Origin of the sequence: Actinacidiphila cocklensis (assembly GCF_907177275.1) — a bacterium.
GTDB classification, from domain to species: Bacteria; Actinomycetota; Actinomycetes; order Streptomycetales; family Streptomycetaceae; genus Actinacidiphila; species Actinacidiphila cocklensis.
In genome coordinates this window covers 118,194-135,607 of the sequence record NZ_CAJSLV010000042.1, presented here as the reverse complement: position 1 = coordinate 135,607, position 17,414 = coordinate 118,194, and the positions used below count along the sequence as shown (strand labels likewise).

General features: G+C 70.0%; 20 protein-coding genes and 2 pseudogenes. 11 read left to right on the top strand and 11 right to left on the bottom strand.

Annotated features, from left to right (window positions below; translation table 11 throughout):
* Positions 1-13: 13 nt before the first annotated feature.
* Positions 14-1,318 carry a copper amine oxidase gene (locus NFU81_RS06575; protein WP_251485960.1) on the top strand — a complete coding sequence of 435 codons (1,305 nt, stop codon included), beginning with the start codon at positions 14-16 and terminating at the stop codon, positions 1,316-1,318.
* 134 nt (positions 1,319-1,452) lie between these two features.
* On the opposite strand, the gene NFU81_RS06570 is transcribed toward NFU81_RS06575, so the two are convergent.
* The gene (locus NFU81_RS06570; protein ID WP_251485957.1) at positions 1,453-1,794 is read right to left on the bottom strand and encodes a hypothetical protein; all 342 of its coding nucleotides are present in this window, start codon (positions 1,792-1,794) and stop codon (positions 1,453-1,455) included.
* 379 nt (positions 1,795-2,173) lie between these two features.
* Between NFU81_RS06570 and NFU81_RS06565 the strand changes: the two genes are divergently transcribed.
* Positions 2,174-2,623: a DUF6228 family protein gene (locus NFU81_RS06565; protein ID WP_251485955.1), complete on the top strand. Its 450-nt coding sequence runs from the start codon at positions 2,174-2,176 to the stop codon at positions 2,621-2,623.
* A 13-nt stretch (positions 2,624-2,636) separates the two neighbouring features.
* Here the strand turns inward: NFU81_RS06565 and NFU81_RS06560 are convergent, their stop codons facing one another.
* Positions 2,637-3,140 carry a DinB family protein gene (locus tag NFU81_RS06560; RefSeq protein WP_251485952.1) on the bottom strand — a complete coding sequence of 168 codons (504 nt, stop codon included), beginning with the start codon at positions 3,138-3,140 and terminating at the stop codon, positions 2,637-2,639.
* A gap of 105 nt (positions 3,141-3,245) precedes the next feature.
* On the opposite strand from NFU81_RS06560, the gene NFU81_RS06555 reads away from it, so the two are divergent.
* Together NFU81_RS06555 and NFU81_RS06550 are read left to right on the top strand one after the other, a co-directional pair.
* Positions 3,246-3,905: a hypothetical protein gene (locus NFU81_RS06555; protein WP_251485950.1), complete on the top strand. Its 660-nt coding sequence runs from the start codon at positions 3,246-3,248 to the stop codon at positions 3,903-3,905.
* Positions 3,906-3,950: 45 nt separating this feature from the next.
* On the top strand, positions 3,951-4,265 hold the full coding sequence (locus NFU81_RS06550; RefSeq protein ID WP_251485949.1) for an NIPSNAP family protein: 315 nt from the start codon (positions 3,951-3,953) through the stop codon (positions 4,263-4,265).
* A 103-nt stretch (positions 4,266-4,368) separates the two neighbouring features.
* Here the strand turns inward: NFU81_RS06550 and NFU81_RS06545 are convergent.
* Positions 4,369-4,497, bottom strand: a pseudogene (locus NFU81_RS06545) (IS5/IS1182 family transposase); the annotation flags it as partial.
* 82 nt (positions 4,498-4,579) lie between these two features.
* On the bottom strand, positions 4,580-4,984 hold the full coding sequence (locus NFU81_RS06540; RefSeq protein WP_251485947.1) for a winged helix-turn-helix transcriptional regulator: 405 nt from the start codon (positions 4,982-4,984) through the stop codon (positions 4,580-4,582).
* A gap of 111 nt (positions 4,985-5,095) precedes the next feature.
* Here NFU81_RS06540 and NFU81_RS06535 point away from each other — a divergent pair, with 111 nt between their 5' ends.
* The gene (locus NFU81_RS06535) at positions 5,096-5,734 is read left to right on the top strand and encodes an NADPH-dependent F420 reductase (protein WP_251485946.1); all 639 of its coding nucleotides are present in this window, start codon (positions 5,096-5,098) and stop codon (positions 5,732-5,734) included.
* A gap of 179 nt (positions 5,735-5,913) precedes the next feature.
* Here NFU81_RS06535 and NFU81_RS06530 read toward each other — a convergent pair whose 3' ends face one another.
* The 3 genes from NFU81_RS06530 to NFU81_RS06520 all read right to left on the bottom strand — a co-directional run bounded on the left by NFU81_RS06530 (position 5,914) and on the right by NFU81_RS06520 (position 7,924).
* Positions 5,914-6,474 carry a hypothetical protein gene (locus tag NFU81_RS06530; RefSeq protein WP_251485944.1) on the bottom strand — a complete coding sequence of 187 codons (561 nt, stop codon included), beginning with the start codon at positions 6,472-6,474 and terminating at the stop codon, positions 5,914-5,916.
* Positions 6,475-6,479: 5 nt separating this feature from the next.
* Positions 6,480-6,839, bottom strand: a complete 360-nt coding sequence (locus NFU81_RS06525) for a recombinase family protein (RefSeq protein ID WP_251485941.1) — start codon at positions 6,837-6,839, stop codon at positions 6,480-6,482.
* A 203-nt stretch (positions 6,840-7,042) separates the two neighbouring features.
* Positions 7,043-7,924, bottom strand: coding sequence for a helix-turn-helix transcriptional regulator (locus NFU81_RS06520; protein WP_251485938.1), 882 nt, complete (start codon positions 7,922-7,924; stop codon positions 7,043-7,045).
* A gap of 214 nt (positions 7,925-8,138) precedes the next feature.
* On the opposite strand from NFU81_RS06520, the gene NFU81_RS06515 reads away from it, so the two are divergent.
* The 6 genes from NFU81_RS06515 (at position 8,139) to NFU81_RS06490 (ending at position 12,436) form a co-directional block, all read left to right on the top strand.
* A complete protein-coding gene (locus NFU81_RS06515) occupies positions 8,139-9,155 on the top strand; it encodes a zinc-dependent alcohol dehydrogenase family protein (protein ID WP_251485936.1) in 1,017 nt (338 codons plus the stop codon).
* Positions 9,156-9,181: 26 nt separating this feature from the next.
* Complete coding sequence (locus NFU81_RS06510; protein ID WP_251485932.1) at positions 9,182-9,592, top strand: (R)-mandelonitrile lyase; 411 nt, start codon at positions 9,182-9,184, stop codon at positions 9,590-9,592.
* A 15-nt stretch (positions 9,593-9,607) separates the two neighbouring features.
* Positions 9,608-10,273, top strand: a complete 666-nt coding sequence (locus tag NFU81_RS06505; protein WP_251485930.1) for an SDR family NAD(P)-dependent oxidoreductase — start codon at positions 9,608-9,610, stop codon at positions 10,271-10,273.
* 20 nt (positions 10,274-10,293) lie between these two features.
* Positions 10,294-10,641: a cyclophilin-like fold protein gene (locus NFU81_RS06500; RefSeq protein ID WP_251485926.1), complete on the top strand. Its 348-nt coding sequence runs from the start codon at positions 10,294-10,296 to the stop codon at positions 10,639-10,641.
* Between the two features lie 181 nt (positions 10,642-10,822).
* Positions 10,823-11,590, top strand: a complete 768-nt coding sequence (locus NFU81_RS06495; RefSeq protein WP_251485923.1) for an SDR family oxidoreductase — start codon at positions 10,823-10,825, stop codon at positions 11,588-11,590.
* A gap of 78 nt (positions 11,591-11,668) precedes the next feature.
* Positions 11,669-12,436, top strand: a complete 768-nt coding sequence (locus NFU81_RS06490) for an SDR family NAD(P)-dependent oxidoreductase (protein WP_251485921.1) — start codon at positions 11,669-11,671, stop codon at positions 12,434-12,436.
* Positions 12,437-12,481: 45 nt separating this feature from the next.
* Here NFU81_RS06490 and NFU81_RS06485 read toward each other — a convergent pair.
* The 4 genes and pseudogenes from NFU81_RS06485 to NFU81_RS06470 all read right to left on the bottom strand — a co-directional run.
* Positions 12,482-13,911 (bottom strand): annotated as a pseudogene (locus NFU81_RS06485) (transposase); the annotation flags it as partial.
* Between the two features lie 42 nt (positions 13,912-13,953).
* On the bottom strand, positions 13,954-14,727 hold the full coding sequence (locus NFU81_RS06480; protein WP_251485920.1) for a hypothetical protein: 774 nt from the start codon (positions 14,725-14,727) through the stop codon (positions 13,954-13,956).
* Between the two features lie 697 nt (positions 14,728-15,424).
* Positions 15,425-16,009 carry a 3'-5' exonuclease gene (locus NFU81_RS06475; protein ID WP_251485918.1) on the bottom strand — a complete coding sequence of 195 codons (585 nt, stop codon included), beginning with the start codon at positions 16,007-16,009 and terminating at the stop codon, positions 15,425-15,427.
* Between the two features lie 400 nt (positions 16,010-16,409).
* Entirely contained in the window at positions 16,410-17,345 is a 936-nt protein-coding gene (locus NFU81_RS06470) for a LysR family transcriptional regulator (RefSeq protein ID WP_251485916.1), read from the bottom strand.
* Positions 17,346-17,414: the final 69 nt, after the last annotated feature.

Below are 17,414 nucleotides of genomic sequence, written 5' to 3'. Positions count from 1 at the left end.
GGAGAAACAGGCAATGACGCACATCCTCAACGCCCGCCGCGCGCTGGGCGCGGCCTCGGCGCTCCTGCTGCTGCCCGCCCTGTTCACCGGGGCCATGACCAGCAGTGCGGCAGCCGCCCCCGACGCGGCCCCCGACGCGGCTCCCGACGCGGCCCGCTGCGGCACCGCACGGCCGATCACCAAGACGCTGCCCAGCGGCACCAGGTGGACCATGTGCTGGCGGATCAGCGGCACGAAGGGCCTGGTCCTGGAGAAGATCGCCTACCAGCCGAAGAAGGAGCCCAAGCCCGTCACCGTGCTGGCCTCGGCGGCACTCGCCCAGGTCAACGTGCCCTACGACTCGGGGGAGGTGGAGTACAACGACCTGTCGGACATCGGCTTCGGCAACACCGCCGTCGACATCAGCCCGTCCGAGTGCCCCGGCGGCGCCATCAGCTCGGTGTACATCCCGCAGCAGGAGCTGAACGTCAAGGCGCTGTGCGTCACCACCGCGCCGCACGGCTACGCCTACCGCAGCGACGACTACGACGCCCACGGCAACCCGAAGAAGTACACCGCGCAGGGCAGCGACCTGGTCGTCTTCTCCGTCTCCCAGCTCGGCTGGTACGAGTACGTCACCCAGTGGAACTTCTCCGACGACGGAACGATCACCGCGAAGGTCGGCGCCACCGGCGACCTCTCCCCGAACGACTACAGCGGCGAAGGCACCGGCTGGCCGATCGGCAAGGGCGACCACGACCGGGCCACCAGCCACTACCACTCGGTCTTCTGGCGCCTGGACTTCGCCTTGGACGGCTCGTCCAAGGCCAAGGTCGAGCAGTACGACACCGCCAAGGCGGGGCTCGGCACCGGTTCGGCCATCCTGAAGACCACCAGGACGGCCGTCACCAAGGAGCTGGCCGCCACCTCGGCGCTGCGCCGCTGGTGGCGCGTGGTGTCCACGGCGGGCAAGAACACTGATCAGCACCCGCGGTCCTGGGAGCTCGTACAGCAGCACTCGGACCACTACGACGCCCACGCCTACACCTCGAAGGACGTGTACTTCACGCAGTACCGCGCCTGCGAGCAACTGGCCAGCGGCAACAGCGACCCCGCGTGCGCCGGCCGCGGCACGTCGGTCGACAGGTGGACGAACGGCGAGACCCTCACCCACCCGGTCATGTGGGTCAACGTGGGCTTCCACCACATCCCCCGCGACGAGGACCAGACCCCGATGCCCATGCACTGGCAGGGCTTCCAGCTGGCCCCCCGCGACGTCACCGCGATGAGCCCCCTCACCCCCGACGCCCTCGCCGGCAACAACGGCCAGGCCCACTGACCCGCTCCCGTCCCCGCCCCGCCCGGCAGACCCGGGCGGGGCGCGCTACTGACTGCGCCCACGTACGGCCGCCGCGAACACTGCCGGACACGTTCGGCCGGCCGCGGACGCGATCGTGCCGACCACCTGCCCGGTCAGGCGTTGCTGAGGATCACCAGCAACGCGGCAGCCTCGGCGAAGATCTGGACGCCGAGTGCCACCTGGCGCACCCGCGTGGTGGCCGCTGCCAGGACGGCAAGCAGTGCCACCGCCCCGACCCCGGCTGCCCCCTTGAACACCCACCAGGGCAGTCCGTGGGCGCACTGCTCCCCGTACTCCACACAGCGGGACGCCAGCTCGGAGGACAACACGTGTACGCCTGCGGCGAGCGCCGCCGGCAGGAAGAAGACGGCGCACACGACGCCCCAAAGCCGCGATCGGTCCTTCCCCGCGGCCGCCTGGCCGGGACGTGCCGCAACGGGTGCTGTTGGATTCATGCCCCGATCCCACACCACAGCGCCAGGACCGGGCAGTGCCTTCGTACTCAGACAGCCCGCGTGCCGTACTCAACTCTCCGGGTGGCCGGCCCGCAACAGGGCAACTGACGAACGGGCTTCTCGCTGCAGGAACTTCAGAACTCGAGTGGCAGCACGGGCGCGGGTCCGCCGAGCTGCTCGGGTGCGCAGCCGGGCGGTCCGACACAGCGGCGCGTTCCCGCCGGTGCCGTGCCGCCTCCTTGACGGACCCTCAGCTCCCGGCCACCAGCATGGATCCCGGGGCCGCCATGGTCTGTCTCGTTCACCACGTCGACCCCGATCATCTGCCTGACCCTCGATCACAGTGACGGCAGACGACGGGTCGACCTACTGTTCCGAGATGAGCGCCCATGACGCCGTCTTCGGTGAATCCACTGAACTGATCGTCCGCTGCCAGGACGACCGGGCGGTCCGTGCGAGGCTCTGCGACCTCTTCGCTGAGGACGCAGACTGCGTGCACTACGCCATCGAGGCCAGCGCGCCCGGCCTGAACGCCCGCCTCGACGGCGTGGCGGTCTGGAACTGGGACGCGGACCTGACCTCCTTCCTGGAGGGCCTCGCCAGGGACTTTCGAGGCTGGGACGGAGAACGGGTCTGGCAGACCGACGAAGGCGACCTCACCATCAAGGCGGTCTTCCGCTCGGGCGGTCATGTCGGGCTGACCTGGGTACTTCGCCCGAGGCGGACGTCCCTCGGCAGTTGGGACGCCTCCGTCACCACCTGGCTGGAAGCCGGCGAGCAGATGTCCGCCCTCGCGGGCGATGTCCGGCACTTCCTCGGCCGCCGGTGACGCGGGGTATTCCTCACATTCCGCGTGAGCCGTCGAGGGTCTCGCGGATGATGTCGGCGTGGCCGGCATGGCGTGCGGTCTCCTCGATCATATGGAACAGGACGTACCGCACGTTGCACTTGATGAGGTCTGTACGCGCGCAGGGGCTGTCGAGATCCATCGAAGCCGCGACAGTTCGGGACTCCTCGATCTGCTCCCGGTACTTCTGGACCCAGTGGACCACCGTGTCGTTCTCACCGACCATGAAGGTGGTGTCGTGCCGTTCTGTGACGGTGGGCCACTCCTCATGGGATTCGCGTCCGCACACGATGACCTGGAACCAGCGGCGCTCCCAGGCCGTGGCGTGCTTCACCAACCCCAGCAGCGACAACGAGCTCGCCGTCGGCGCCTTTCGCGCCGTCTCGTCGTCGAGCCCTTCGATCTTCCGGATCAGTCCTTCGCGCTGGGCATCAAGGAAACGTTCCAGCGCCTCGCGCTCGGACGTGAGGGCAGTTCTCTTTTCCCTGTCGTCTGACATGCGCCGATGCTAACGGCGGCCGTCGGATCGTGGTCCTGGTATGAGGCGCTCCGCCTGGCGGCTTCGCGCCGCACGGGCGGCAGCGCGCCAGTACAGAATGCTGCCGTGACCGACAAGGCAGAAGACACGGACAGGCAGCGCGCGTTTCTGGCGTGCGCCGCGGAGGTGGCGCGGCTCCTCGGGGTCGACGTCGACGCGCCGGGCACGCCGGCCATGAGGAGGGCTCGGAACCTGGCCCATGCCGTGAGACGCCCGCTTCTCGAAAGCCCGCGCCTGGCAGACGAGCTGTTCGCGCCCCTCATGGCCGCCGCCGTGCACGACCCGGACCCGAGCTTCTGCCGCTGGTTCGTCGAACCCGCCCTCTACGGCTTCGGCCGCCGCCGCGTGCTGGAAGCACTTGTCGAGTATCTGCGGTCAGGCACCGATGCCGAGCGCGCGGGCGCAACGCGGGCCTGGTACTGGGCGGGCATGCCGCTTCGCGCGGACCGGTCCGCAGCTTACGCGCCGGACGGGACCCGAGCGGCCTCGCTGGACGCCTCGCAGGAGGCGGCCGAAGCGTGGATGGAGGTGTCGATGCGGGTCTACGCCGAGACCACGGACGCGGAGCTCCGCTACCACGTGATGCGCATGCGGCCCGTGTCGCGTGAGGCGTACCCACCACGACTGCAGAACCTGTTCGAAACCACCCTCAATGCCGCTCGGGCCGACCCTGACGGGGACAACCGCCGCTGGGCCGGAGATGTGGACCGCGCTGGATCTGCGTAGCCGGCCTCTTCTACTGGACCGGGGGACAAGCCTTAGTGTCGAAGGATGATTACTTGCGTGGTCGAATACGTCATCGACCCGGCGGAGATCGATGCGTTCGAGCGCTTCGCGGGTCGCTGGATGGACCTGGTCGGCCGTCACGGGGGTGTGCATCACGGGTACTTCCTGCCGTCCGAGGGTGCCAGCGACAAGGCACTGGCCCTGTTCAGCTTCCCCAGCCTTGCCGCGTACGAGGAGTACCGGACCCTGTTCGGCAAGGATCCCGAGTTCGTCGAGGCGGACCGGATCAGGGACGAGAGCGGCTGCGTACTGCGCTACGAGCGCACGTTCATGCGCCCGCTCCTGCCCGACGCCTCCTAGCCAGTCCGCCCGCTCGGGCGTGATGAGCGGGCGGACCCTACTGCCGAGGTCCAGCAGCAGCCCCCCGGATTTGCGCGGCGTGGCATGCTGCTCCCATGACCAAGCGCAAGTGGGCCAGGACCAGCGGGGCCCGCCGGTCCGTACTGAGCCGGCGCCATCGTGTCCCGCGCTCCCGGTGCCGGGCGGCCAGCAGACCGGACAGATAGCGCAGGGCTGCGCCGGACAGATCGATCCCCGACGGGCAGACAAGCGCGTGAAGCTCCGTGCAAACAGGTTGATCTTGGTCGACACCCCGTCTGCCAGCAGCCGGTCACTCAATGATGCTGGGCATCGTGTGCCTCGCGAGCGACGTCGATCTGTTCGATATTCTGCTCGGCCCAACGTGTCACGGCCAGTAGGACGGGCACGAGGCTCTGCCCCAGCGGCGTAAGCGCGTAGTCCACGCGTACCGGCACAGCCGGCGTGACGGTACGCGAGAGCAGGCCATCGCGTTCGAGGCGACGCAGCGTCTGGGTGAGCATCTTCTGGCTCGCCCCTGCGATCGCATCAGCCAGCTCGCCGTAGCGGCGCGGGCCGCCCTCGGCCAGCTCCTTGAAGATGAGAGCGACCCACTTCTCGCCGATGCGGTCCAGAAGCCGGTTGGTCGGGCAGTCGCTGAAGCGGGCCTGGTGTGAGATGCGAGCCTCGGCATGTCGTTGAGCGGCGGTGCGCGTGGTCATGGCATCCCTTCGCGTGCGCTGGCCACCTTGAAGTGCGTACTCCCTTTCAACGGTAGCCCCGCCAAACTTCGCTCGTGAGCAATCCCCACCCGATCAAGGAGCGAACAGCGCATGACGACGATCACCGTCCTCGGCTCCGGCAACGTGGCCCGGGCACTCGCCGGCAAACTGCACGACGCGGGGCACCAGGTCATCGTGGGCTCCCGCGCCCCGCAGAACACGGCAGCCGATTGGGCCGGTTCCGGAATACGCGTCACTGGCCGGCAGGACGCGGCCGATTCGGCCGAGGTGGTCATCAACACCACGCCCGGCTCGGCGTCGCTGGCTGTGCTCACCGGCCTTGCGCCACAGCTGGCGGGCAAAGTCCTGGTCGACATCGCGAACGCCGCCGAATTCGACTCCGCCGGCTTCGCATCGGTGCCCCTCTACCCGGGCAGCAGCCTCGCCGAGGAGATTCAGCAGGCGCTACCGGACGTACGCGTGGTGAAGACCCTCAACACCGTGCACGACTCGGTCATGGCCGACCCGGGCAAACTGACCATCGCCCCCTCCGTATTCGTCTCCGGCAACGACGCCGACGCCAAACAGGTCGTCGGCAGTCTGCTCGGCGACCTGGGCTGGCCGCCGGAGTGGATCATCGACCTCGGAGACGTGACGACTGCCCGGGTGCCCGAGGCCTTCGTGCTCATGGTCGGCAGCCTCGTCCGTGCGCTGGGACCAGTGCCCTTCGCCATGGCCATCGCTCGGTGAGACCCGGAAGTGCCCACCCTGCCCGCTCGGCCTCCCACCTCGCTCTCGCGCGACTCGGTGCTCACCCTTCGGTGAGAGCACTCAGGCTTGCGACGCGACGGGTCGGTCGCGTCCGTTGCCCCTGTCACCGGGAACCCGGCCTCGGGGAACAGCGGTACAGCGGTTATCGGTGAGAACGATCATGGTCCGGTCGGCGTGAGGGTGCTGACGCGGTTCTCGTACTCGCGGCGGGCCTTGCGCTGGGCCGGGACCGCCGGGACGCCCTGGCCGCCGTCGAGCGGCTGGCAGCGGGCAAGGAGTTGTCGGTGCACGGCGGGGACGGCGGTGACGCGCAGGGTGTAGCCCTGGCCGCGCCGTACGGTCGCCCCCTGGTCGAGCGCGGCGCGCTCGGCGGGCTCCAGGTCGGCCGCGCGGAGGTAGCCGACGACCTTGCCCGGCATGTCGAGGGTGACCGGCAGCTCCAGGGCGGGGGCGTCCTCCTCGATGGCGGTGTGGTCGGGCAGGAGGTCGGCGACGGCGGTTCGGATGGCAGCGCGGCTGACGTGGTGGTCGCGGGCGAGGGCGGCGATGGAGCGGCCTTCCAGGTACGCGGTGCGTACGGTGTCGGTCTTCGCGGCCGCCACGGCGGGGCGGCGTCCGCCCTTGCTGCCCTTGGCCTCGGCGGCGCGCAGTCCGTCGTAGGTCAGCTCGCGCTGGACGTCGCGCTGGAGTTCGCCGGCGGCGGCGAGGGTCTGCACCATGAACTTCACGGTGGACAGAGCTCTCCGGTGCGCGGGTGGCGGGCGGTGAGGTCCATCGCGGACAACGCTCCGTCGTGGATGCGCAGCGCCACCTGCTCGCGGTGGAGGACGTCGAGCACGTCGAGGATGTGGCCAGTGCCGCGTACGAGGCGGAAGATCTCGGAGATGTGCACGGTGTCGCCCCGGCGCGCGTAGATGAGCAGTTCGCGGAACTTCAGGGGCTGGCGGGGGTGGAGGCAGCTGGAGGTGCCCGGGTCCTCCTCGAAGACGATCGCGTCCTCGATCCCGGCTTCGTCCAGGACGAGGTTCTGCCGGGCGGTCGACTGCTGGTCGGTCGAGACCCGTTTGTAGACCAGGTTCGCCACCGAGGGCCGCTTCCGTGCGGAGGGTCGGACCCTATATCTGTCGTCAAACCCTGTCAGCAATCACCATCGGATCCGATTGGATTCGCGCCGCCGCGGACCCCCGGATTGCAGAGGTTCATTGGACGCGTCGGCTGCCTGTCGTCAAACGATCGTTTAACGACAGGGGCGTCATGGTGAGCACGGTCACGGTTGGCAGGGGATCGTCAGTCGCCTGGGTGTGGTGCGAGGGCCTGGGGCGTGGCGGCCCAGGAGGAGAGCAGGCGTAGGCCCTCTTCGGAGGGTGAGCCGGGTTCGGCGGTGTAGATGGTGAGGGTGAGGCCGGGTTCGGCGGCCATTTCCAGGCCCTCGTAGGCGAGGGTGAGGTCGCCGACGGTGTGGTGGTGGAAGCGTTTGGTGCCGGTGCCGTGGTGGCGGACGTTGTGGGCGCCCCAGCGGGTGCGGAAGTCGTCGCTGCGGGTGGACAGCTCGCCGACTAGGTCGTGCAGGTCCTTGTCGTGGGGGTTGCGGCCGGCTTCGGTGCGCAGGATGGCCACGGCGATGTCGGCGGCCAGGTCCCAGTCGGGGTAGAAGCGGCGCGAGGCGGGGTCGAGGAACTGGAAGCGGGCCAGGTTTGCCTGGTTGCCGGGCGTGGCGTAGACGTCGTCGTAGAAGGCGCGGGCGAGCTGGTTGGTGGCGAGGATGTCCATGCGGCCGTTGCGGACGAAGGCCGGGCCGGCGGTGACGGCGTCCAGCACCCATTGCACGCTCCGGTGCGCGGTCCAGGCCCGGGTGGCGCGGCGGCGGGGCCGGGTGAGGGCCTCGGAGCCGTCGGCGGCATGTGCCAGGTTCATGAGGTGAGCGCGTTCGGCGTCGTCGAGCTGGAGGGCGCGGGCGACGGCTTCGAGGACGGCCGGGGAGGCTCCGGCGAGGTTTCCGCGCTCCAGCTTGGCGTAGTACTCCACGCTCACATCGGCGAGCGCGGCGACCTCGCTGCGGCGCAGGCCGGGCACTCGCCGGCGGCTGCCTGCGGGCAGTCCTGCCTGCTCGGGGTTGATCTTCGCGCGCCGCGAGGTCAGGAACTCGCGGACCTCTGCCTGGTTGTCCACGCCTTCGACGGTACGTCCTGCCCGCGTCCATAGGGGTGTACTGGCAGTACACCCCTTGATGGTGTCTCGCTACGCCCGCGAGGACCGGGTTACCTGGATGACGTGGTGCTTTCCGCCCGTCCCATCACGACGGGCGTGCACCCCGCCCTGTACACGGCGACGGTCCCGGTCATCTGGCGGCCGTACGCCTCGGCACGCAAAGGAAGTCCTACTCATGCGCGGCGCAGTGATCCATGCTCCCGGCGATGTCCGGTTCGAGGCCGTGGACGACCCCAAGATCGTTCACCCCACCGATGCGGTCATCCGGACGGCCGTGACCTGTGTGTGCGGCTCGGACCTGTGGCCCTACCGTGGCGCGGAGCCGATCGGCGACCCGCACCCGATGGGCCACGAGTACGTCGGCTTCGTGGAGGAGGTCGGCCCCGAGGTCACCTCGGTGAAGCCGGGCCAGTTCGTCGTCGGCTCCTTCGCGACCTCGGACAACACCTGCGTGAACTGCCGCAACGGCTTCCAGTCGAACTGCCTGCACCGCGAGTTCATGTCGACCTGCCAGGCCGAGTACGTGCGCATCCCCAACGCCCAGGGCACTCTGGTCGCCACCGGCGAGGTGCCGGATGAGGGGTTCTGGCCGGGTCTGCTGGCCGTGTCCGACGTGATGGGTACCGGCTGGTGGGCCGCCGACGCCGCCGAGGTCAAGCCCGGCTCGACCGCCGTGGTCGTCGGCGACGGCGCGGTCGGCCTGTGCGGGGTGATCGCCGCGAAGGAGATGGGCGCGCAGCGGATCATCGCCATGTCCCGGCACGAGAGCCGCCAGAAGCTCGCCCGGGAGTTCGGCGCCACCGACATCGTCACCGAGCGCGGCGAGGAGGGCGTCGAACGGATCAAGGAACTGACCGGCGGGATCGGCGCGGACAGCGTGCTGGAGTGCGTCGGCACCGCCGAGGCCATGCGGCAGGCCCTGCACGCGGCCCGGCCCGGCGGCAACGTCGGCTTCGTCGGCGTCCCCCACGAGGTTGCGATCGACGGGCAGGAGCTGTTCTTCTCCCACGTCGGCCTGCGGGGCGGCCCCGCCCCCGTGCGCCGCTACCTCCCCGACCTCATCGACCGCGTTCTCACCCGCCGGATCGCCCCGGGCAAGGTCTTCGACCAGACCCTGCCCCTGGACCAGGTCGCCGAGGGCTACAGGGCGATGGACGAGCGCCGCGCCATCAAGACCCTCCTCAAGCCCTGACCCTCCCACCGCCCGAAGGAGCAACCGTGCAGATCACCCGCAGCTCGATCGACACCGCCAAGGGGCCGGCCGACTGGTTCACCGGCGACGTCTACATCGACGCCGTCGCCGCCGCTCCGGCCCCGTCCCGCGTCACCGCGAACCTGGTCCACTTCATGCCCGGCGCCCGTACCCACTGGCACCGCCATCCGCTGGGGCAGACCGTCTTCGTCACCGAAGGGGTCGGCCTGTGCCAGCGCCGGGGCGGGCCGGTGGAGGTCATCCGGCCCGGTGACCGCGTGCTGTTCGAGGCCGACGAGGAGCACTGGCACGGTGCCGCACCGAACCGGCTGATGGTCCACCTGGCCATCAACGAGGGCGACGACGACCACGACGTCGTGCACTGGCTGGACCCCGTCACCGACGAGGAGTACCACGCCACCCCTGCCACCGCCTGAACGAGGAGGAACACCGTGACCACCTTCGCCCTCATCGGCGCCGGCCCCGGCCTTGGCCTGGCCGCCGCCCGCCGCTTCGGGACCGCCGGCCACCGCGTCGCCCTCATCTCACGCACCGCCCAGCACCAGGACGCCGTGTCCGCCGAGCTGGCCCGGGACGACGTCCACGCCCGCGGGTTCACCGCAGACGTCCTCGACCCCGCCTCCCTCACCGCGGCTCTGCACGAAGCCGCCGACACGCTGGGTCCCGTCGAGGTCCTCCAGTTCAGCCCCGTGCCCCGCGGCGACTTCATGAAGCCGGTCCTCGACACGACTGCCGCCGACCTGGACGACCCGGTGGCCTTCTCCGTGAAGGGCCCGGTGACCTGCGTGAACGCCGTCCTGCCCGGAATGCGGGAGCTGGGCCGGGGCACGCTGCTGTTCGTCAACGGCGGCAGCGCCGTCCGCCCGAACCCGAAGGTGGCCGGTACCTCGATCGCGTTCGCCGCCGAGAGCGCCTATGCGGCGATGCTCCACGACGCGCTCGCGCCCGAGAACATCCACGTCGCACAGCTGATCGTTCCCGGTGCGATCCGCCCGGACGCTCAGCACTCCAGCCCCGACGCACTGGCCGAACGGCTGTACGGCATCCACACCGAAGGCGGCACCTTCCGGCATTACGCCGAACCCATGCCCGCCTGATCACTCCGGGACGCACTGCCATGGGCATCCGGGTCACCCTCGACGGCCACCCGGTCGAGGCCACCATGAACAACAGCCCCGCCGCCCGCGACTTCACCGAACTGCTCCCGCTCACCCTGGACCTGAAGGACTTCCACAGCACGGAGCGGGTCGCCGACCTGCCGCGCAAGCTGGACACCTCCGGCGCCCCCGAACCGGCCGCGGCCAAGGTCGGCGACATCGCCTACTACGCGCCCTGGGGCAACCTGGCCCTCTTCTACCAGGATGGGCCCGCCCCCTCCGCCGACCTGATTATCCTCGGCCACCTCGACGTCAGCGCCGACCAGCTCGGCCGGGCGACGCGCATCACCATCGAAGCCGCTTCCTGACCCCTGACCCTGGGCGAACGCCCAAGTCCCCTCCCCACACCCGCAACCCGAACCGGATCGTGGCCCAGTGCACTACCCCGACCGCGTACCCGACGGCACCACCGCACCAGTGCCCTCACGGCACTGACCCACCCCCCGGGGCTCCTTCCTCGACGGCCCACCTTCCGATGGGACAACACGCGTGAGCACCACCTACGACTTCCACGACAGGACCGCGTTCGTCACCGGCGCTGCCTCCGGTATCGGCCGCGCCACCGCCCTCGCCTTCGCCCGCGCGGGCGCACGGGTCGCCCTCGCCGACCTGTCCGCCGACGGCCTGCGCGAGACCGCCCGCCTCATCGAGGCAGACGGCGGCGAAGCCCTCGTCCTCACCTGCGACGTCACCAGCGAGGAAGACGTCCAGGCCGCGGTCGAGCGGACCGTCGAACGCTTCGGGAGCCTGGACGCGGCCTTCAACAACGCCGGTGTCGAGCAGCCCGTCCAGTCGGCCGCCGACACCGCCAAGGAGGACTGGGACCGCATCCTCGGCGTCAGCCTCACCGGAGCGTTCCTGTGCACCCGCGCCCAGATCCGGCAGATGCTCCTCCAGGACGGCGGCGGCGCGATCGTCAACGTCTCCTCCGGCGCCGGCGTCAAGGGCTTCAAGGGCCAGGCCGCCTACGCCGCCGCCAAGCACGGGATCATCGGCTTCACCCGCTCCGCCGCGCTCGACCACGCCGCACAGGGCATCCGCGTCAACGCCGTCTGCCCCGGCATCATCGACACCGAGATGATCCGCCGCTTCGGCGACACCCGGCCCGGCGGACGCGAAGGACTCATCGCCGACGAACCCGTCGGCCGTCTCGGCAAACCCGAGGAGATCGCCTCCGCCGTGCTCTGGCTGTGCTCTACCGACGCCGCCTTCACCACCGGCGCCGCCCTCGTCGTCGACGGCGGCCAGACCGTCTGACCCCACCGGCACCCCCGTATGACAAGCCCCCGTCGAAACCCCGCACTCCGGCGAAACCCCATGTGAGGAGCCGTCCCCATGAACCCCACCTACGACTTCACCGGCCAGGTCGCCTTCGTCACCGGCGCCTCCTCCGGCATGGGTCTGGCCACGGCCCGTGCCTTCGCCGAATCGGGCGCCGCCGTCAGCCTCGCCGACATCGACGAGAGCGCCGTCAACGCCTCTGCGAAGGAGCTCACCGACGCCGGCCACCGTGCCCTCGCCCTGGTCTGCGACGTCACCGACGAGGAACAGGTCGCCGCCGCCGTCGACCGCACGGTCGAAGCGTTCGGCCGCCTCGACATGGCCTATAACAACGCCGGCATCATGCCCCCGCCCACCGACGCCGCCGACGAGAGCGCCGCCCAGTTCGACCGCGTCAACGCCATCAACCTGCGCGGCATCTGGGCGAGCATGAAGCACGAACTGCGCCACATGCGCGCCCAGGGCAATGGGACGATCGTCAACTGCTCCTCCCTCGGCGGCCTCGTCGGGAACCCCGGCCGCGCCGCCTACCACGCCACCAAGCACGGCGTGATCGGCCTGACCAAGAGCGCCGCCCTCGAATACGGCCCCCGCGGCGTGCGAGTCAACGCCGTCTGCCCCGGCACCATCGCCACCCCCATGGTCGACGCCATGGTCGAAGGCGGAGAACTCGACCGCGCCCAAGCCGAAGCGGGCCAGGCCATCGACCGCCTCGGTACCGCCGAGGAGATCGCCCAGGCAGTCCTGTGGCTGTGCAGCCCCGGCGCCAGCTACGTCACCGGAATCGCTCTCCCCGTCGACGGCGGCTATACCGCGCGATGAGAGCCTCCCGCGTCGCTTTCACCGCGGTCTGAGCCCATCACACCGTCAGGTCGGCAAGTTGTCCTCGTCCTCGTCCAGTTCCGGCGCGTCCGGGTCGCGCAGCGGGCGCAGGGCGCCGGCGGCAGGGACACTGGCGGTAAAGCTGTAGCGGCCGAGCAGGTTCAGGTTCAGGTTGCGGTGCTTGAGCGGAGAGAGCCGGGCGATGTCCTCCTCCCGGACCTCGTGGCCCTCGGCCCGGAGCTGGACTACGGCGGCGTCAAGGTACCGCGCGGTCCACAGCACGATGGCGTTGAGAACCAGGCCGAGCGCGCCAAGGTGGTCCTCCATGCCGTCGCGGTAGGCCTGGTGGATGGTGCCTCGCTTGCCGTGGCACACGTCGCGGGCCAGCTTGTGGCGGGATTCCTGCACGGTGAGTTGGCGGTTCATCTGGCGGCGGTAGGTGTCGTCGACGGGGTCGACCACACGCAGCAGGTGCTCGGTCTTTGCGATCCGCCCGTACTCGGCGAACGCCGATCCCAGCGGGGTCGGGCGCCCGTCGCGGCCGAACATGCGCAGCAGGTCGTAGGCGCGGACCTGGTTGGTGACCAGGGAACCGGCGACCTTCAGCATGTCCGGCCACCGCGCGATCACCTTGTTCAGGTTGACCCGGTTGCGGGCCAGGTCCTCCACCGCGCCGTAGCTGCCGGTCTCGACGCACGGAGTAAGAGGCGTTGTCGGTGGCCACCATCTCCGGCTTCACGCCGCCGTCCAGGTTCAGCAGCGCTTCCAGGATGTGCAGGGAGTCGCGCGGGGTGCCGGGGACGATCATCTGCCCGATGCCCGCGACCTGGTCGTTGACGGCGTTGAGGTGATGCCCCGCTTGAAGCCGAAGTACTTCGGCGACGGCGCCGCGCTGATCGTGCGGACGGGGACGACGAACCGCAGCCCGTCCACCGAGGCGAGCAGGCCCTCGCCCCAGAACTTCACGATGGGCACGGCGGCCTGGGCAGCGATCAGCGTGGCGTTCGCCGCGGCGATGGTATCGGCGCGTAGTAGTACTGGCCGACGTGCACGAGCCGGGCCCGGGCCACCGCCTCGTAGCCGGGGTTCACCACCGGGGCCACGCCGATGTTGCACGCCTCCGAGACGAGCAGCGCGACCACCGAGGTGGACAGGTCCTTCATCCGGGTGGTGCCGTCCCCGAGGTGCACGAAGGAGTCGAGGAACCTGGTCCAGGCGTTCACCTCGAACAGCAGGTCCGGCAGGTCGATCTTCGGGAGCATCTTCTCGACCCGCTTGCGCAGCCAGGTCAGGGACTTCGGCTCGCCGAGCGCGCCGAGCTTGTCGAGGTTCAGCTTCACCCGCCCGTCGTCCTGTACCTCGATGGAGACCTTCGTAGCCGGCCCCGCCTCCTCCAGGCGCTCGGCGAGCTGCTTCCACCCGGCGTCCAGGCCCCGCACCAGCTCCGCAAGGTGCTCCTCGACGGGCATGACCAGGCCGGCCCGGCGGGGCGGGCGCCCCGCCGGGCCGGACCGGGATCAGGCGTTGGCGTAGAACCGGTAGATGAAGGAGTCCGACCGGTTGCCGCCCGCGTCAAGGGTGTACACCGTGAGCGTCCACGACCCCGACGACGGCGGGGTCAGGGTCACGTCCACCGAGGCGCCCGCGGTAGTCGTGACCGTCCGCACGGTGGGGTCCCACCCTGTGGAGTAGGCGTAGGCCACGACATCGCTGACACCACCGCTCGAAAGGGTGAAGGTGCCCGGCGTCCTGGCCTGCCCGGTGTTCGCCGGCCAGCCGTTGGAGCCGTCGGGGAACTGCGGTGACACCGCGCTGGGCGGAGTCGGCCGGACGCCGTCGAAGACGAAGTGGCACTCCGCGCTCCAGTCGCTCGCCAGCGATCCGTGCTCAATCCTGGCAGTCCAACTGAACGTACCGTTGCCGGTGATGCCGTCGGTTGCGAGCAGCTGCGTGATGACCGACCTGGGGACCACGAGTGTGCCGACGCTGCCCGAGACGACCGAGATCGTGGTGTCGGCGACGTCGGCACCCGTGCCGTAGCCGGTCGGCCAGATCTTGAAGTGCGCGCTCAGCACGCCGCCGGCCGGGTCGGAGAAGGTGCCCCTGAGGGATATGTCGGTGTTGTCGATGGTCGTGTACGGGGCGCTCGTACCGCAGTCGGCACCGGAGCTGGGACTGGTGAAGAGCCCCGACGGCACGTCAGGTCCGGTGGCCGACGCGGATGCCATCGGCGCCAGCGCCCCGACGAGCGCCCCCACGGCGGCCGCTGCGAGCGAAAGCCTCGTCCGCACCGTCGCCGTCCCCCTCCTTGAGATGCCCACTCTTTTTCCTTTCCTCATGGGAATACGGAATTCGGCCATCCATTTTCGGAAGGCCCGTTTTTTCGGCTGAACTCAAGGGCTATTATGCCCGGAAGGGCGATGGACGGTAAGGCGTTTTCTGCCAGCGGGTGAGCAGTGCATGCATTTGTTCGCTACGGAGGATGCGGACTTGTGTGCGGGTCGGTACGGGTCGCTCCCGGACGAGTCCGTGCGGCACGTCAGGATCTGCAGCGACGGGGTTCGGCCTCCCCTGCTTCACCGCTGGCCCGGAGGGTCCGAACTCGCGAGCGATCCGTGGTCATTTTCCAGGCCCATAGGATTTAAACGTAGGCGTGACGGGATTCTTGAGTTCTTTCGGCGCGGATGGGCCTGCCCGCTCGGCAGTCGTACCACTGCCAGTCATGGCGGACTGTCGGCGACGCGTGAATCGAGATCCACGTCCGGTGCTCGGGTTTGAAGGCGAATTCGCGTAACCGTCGCAATGCTGCAGGCTCATGGTGTCGGAGCGGTGGCGAATGACTGGGCCGGGATCTCCCCACTCAGGGGTTTGCGAGGCCGGGTGTTGAGCAGCTGAGGGACGCGGCGGTGGGGCCGTGGCTGCATGCCGCCTCGCGGGGTACGGCCCCGGTCAGGTCGGATGGCTCTGCCGGCGCGGGCGGTGGGTGGGTCAGGAGGGGCGTTCGTCGGTGGCCGGCCAGGCGCCCAGTTCGGCCAGGTGGAGCACGAGGGCGGCGATGTTCCAGGCGTCGTCCTCGCCTCGGTGGTGGCGTCCTTCGGGCGGCAGATCGGCGATCTCCAGGGCCTGTGCCATGCCGGGGCGTTTGCGCAGTCCGTAGGCCTGGGTGAAGACCGCCTTGGCGTTGGTGTGGTGGCGGCCGAAGGGGTAGGGCGTCGGCGTGGCCTGGCACTGCCGGGTGAACTGGTGGCGGTCGTAGTCGCCCCAACTGACCCACGGCCGGGCGCCTGCGAGGTGCTCGGCCGCGAGCATTCGGCACGCCTCGGCGAAGCTGAGCCCCTGCTCGACTTCGTGCGGGGTCAGGCCGGTCAGCTCCGTGCAGAACTCGCTGATGGTGGACCGGTCGGGCCTGACCAGCATCCCGTGCCGTGCGAGGCGCTCACCCGCGTCCAGATCGATGACGGTCAGTCCGATCTCGACGATCTCGCTGACCGCGCCGGGCGGTGGGGAGCCTGCCCAGCAGGTCGCTTCGACGTCCACGACGTTGACGAGGCGCTCGGTCCTGGTGCTGTCCATGGCGGGAGCGTAGGGAGGGGCGGCGGCCAGGGCACCTGGTTTTCAGGGCCGGCGGCCCGCTCTGTCGCCGTCCGCGTCGGACCGTACCGGAACACCGCGCCGACGGCCCACCGCGGTCGGGCGGTGACGGGTCGTCGCCCCCAGGCGTCCCGTTTGAGGTTGGATCAGTTGAGGTCAAGGCCGACGCTGTCGGGTCGCGGCCCAGGTGACGATTCGCTCACGGACCGGGCCAGGTTCCAGGTAACCGACCAGGTTGTGCAGATGGGCCGTCAGGTTCCCGCACCACCGCAGCTCACGGATTTGCTCGATGGGAAGTTCGCGCCGGCCTTCTTCTGGGACCGCCTGTCGATCACCGGGATCCCCGCGTGTTACCACGAGGACTCTGCGCGTGTCCACGGCCTCATCGAGAAGTTGCTCGGCTGCCGTTCACCGACGTCGAGGGCATCACCGGCGGGGCCGTCGCCCGCAGTTCCCTGACCAAGGCGCGTACGACGGCGGTTCCGGCGAGCTCGGAAGTGGTGACGTAACCGACCTGGCGTATGGGGCGCTGGTTGCCGAGGTCGGTGATCGCGACGGGGTGTGCTGTTCCGGCCAGGGAGAGCGCCGGCATGATCGCCATTCCGTGACCTCCGCTCACCAGGGACAGCACCGCCCCGTCGTCCTCGGCCTCGACGGTCGCCTTCGGGATCCAGTCCTGTGCCGCCCACCAGCCGCGGGTGTGGGAGCCGCAGTTTTCGGCCCAATCGATCAGCGGCAGTGTCCGCGGGGCGGTGTGGCCGATCGGGTGGACCAGGGCATACGGCTCTTCAAGGAGTCCGTGCGCGACCAGACCCGGTGGGAGCGGCATGGAGCCGCCCAGCGTGGCGATGGCCAGGTCGGCCTTCCCGTCGGCTACTTCGCCGACGGTGCCGCGCCCCATGTCGCGTACGATCCGCACCCTCGGCTCGATGCCGGGGTGCCGGGCCCGTAGCTGCTGAAGGACCGGCGGCAGCAGGTGGAGCGCCGCGCTGCGGAAGGCCACGATCCGCAGTGGCCCCTCCGCCACGTCGCACCGGGCCGCACCGCGTGCCTCGGCGGTCAGGACGTCGAGGAGGCGCAGGACGCGGCGGGCGTGCGCCACGGCCTTGTCTCCGGCGGGGGTGGGGCGGGCGCCGACGCGACCGCGGTCGAGGAGCACGGCACCGATCTTGCGCTCGCTGCCGCGCACCGAGTGGGAGACCGCGGACTGCGTCAGACCGAGAGCCCGGGCCGCGGCAGAGAAGGAGCCGGCGTCCGCGACCGCCACCAGGACGCGCAGTTCCTGCGGGGCGAGGTCGGAGTCGGTCGTGCGGGTCACGGGGCGTTCACCTCACGGTATGAGAGCTGCTCATGGAAGGGTGTTTCGCATGCACCCAACCGGCTGCCC

Excerpts from the sequence above, each read along its gene's own strand:
- NFU81_RS06500 (WP_251485926.1), top strand. The coding sequence starts at position 10,294 with ATGGGCATCCGGGTCACCCTCGACGGCCACCCGGTCGAGGCCACCATG.
- NFU81_RS06535 (WP_251485946.1), top strand. The coding sequence starts at position 5,096 with ATGACGACGATCACCGTCCTCGGCTCCGGCAACGTGGCCCGGGCACTC.
- NFU81_RS06515 (WP_251485936.1), top strand. The coding sequence starts at position 8,139 with ATGCGCGGCGCAGTGATCCATGCTCCCGGCGATGTCCGGTTCGAGGCC.
- NFU81_RS06560 (WP_251485952.1), bottom strand. The coding sequence starts at position 3,140 with ATGTCAGACGACAGGGAAAAGAGAACTGCCCTCACGTCCGAGCGCGAG.
- NFU81_RS06575 (WP_251485960.1), top strand. The coding sequence starts at position 14 with ATGACGCACATCCTCAACGCCCGCCGCGCGCTGGGCGCGGCCTCGGCG.
- NFU81_RS06570 (WP_251485957.1), bottom strand. The coding sequence starts at position 1,794 with ATGAATCCAACAGCACCCGTTGCGGCACGTCCCGGCCAGGCGGCCGCG.
- NFU81_RS06540 (WP_251485947.1), bottom strand. The coding sequence starts at position 4,984 with ATGACCACGCGCACCGCCGCTCAACGACATGCCGAGGCTCGCATCTCA.
- NFU81_RS06475 (WP_251485918.1), bottom strand. The coding sequence starts at position 16,009 with ATGGACAGCACCAGGACCGAGCGCCTCGTCAACGTCGTGGACGTCGAA.
- NFU81_RS06550 (WP_251485949.1), top strand. The coding sequence starts at position 3,951 with ATGATTACTTGCGTGGTCGAATACGTCATCGACCCGGCGGAGATCGAT.
- NFU81_RS06490 (WP_251485921.1), top strand. The coding sequence starts at position 11,669 with ATGAACCCCACCTACGACTTCACCGGCCAGGTCGCCTTCGTCACCGGC.
- NFU81_RS06530 (WP_251485944.1), bottom strand. The coding sequence starts at position 6,474 with ATGGTGCAGACCCTCGCCGCCGCCGGCGAACTCCAGCGCGACGTCCAG.
- NFU81_RS06565 (WP_251485955.1), top strand. The coding sequence starts at position 2,174 with ATGAGCGCCCATGACGCCGTCTTCGGTGAATCCACTGAACTGATCGTC.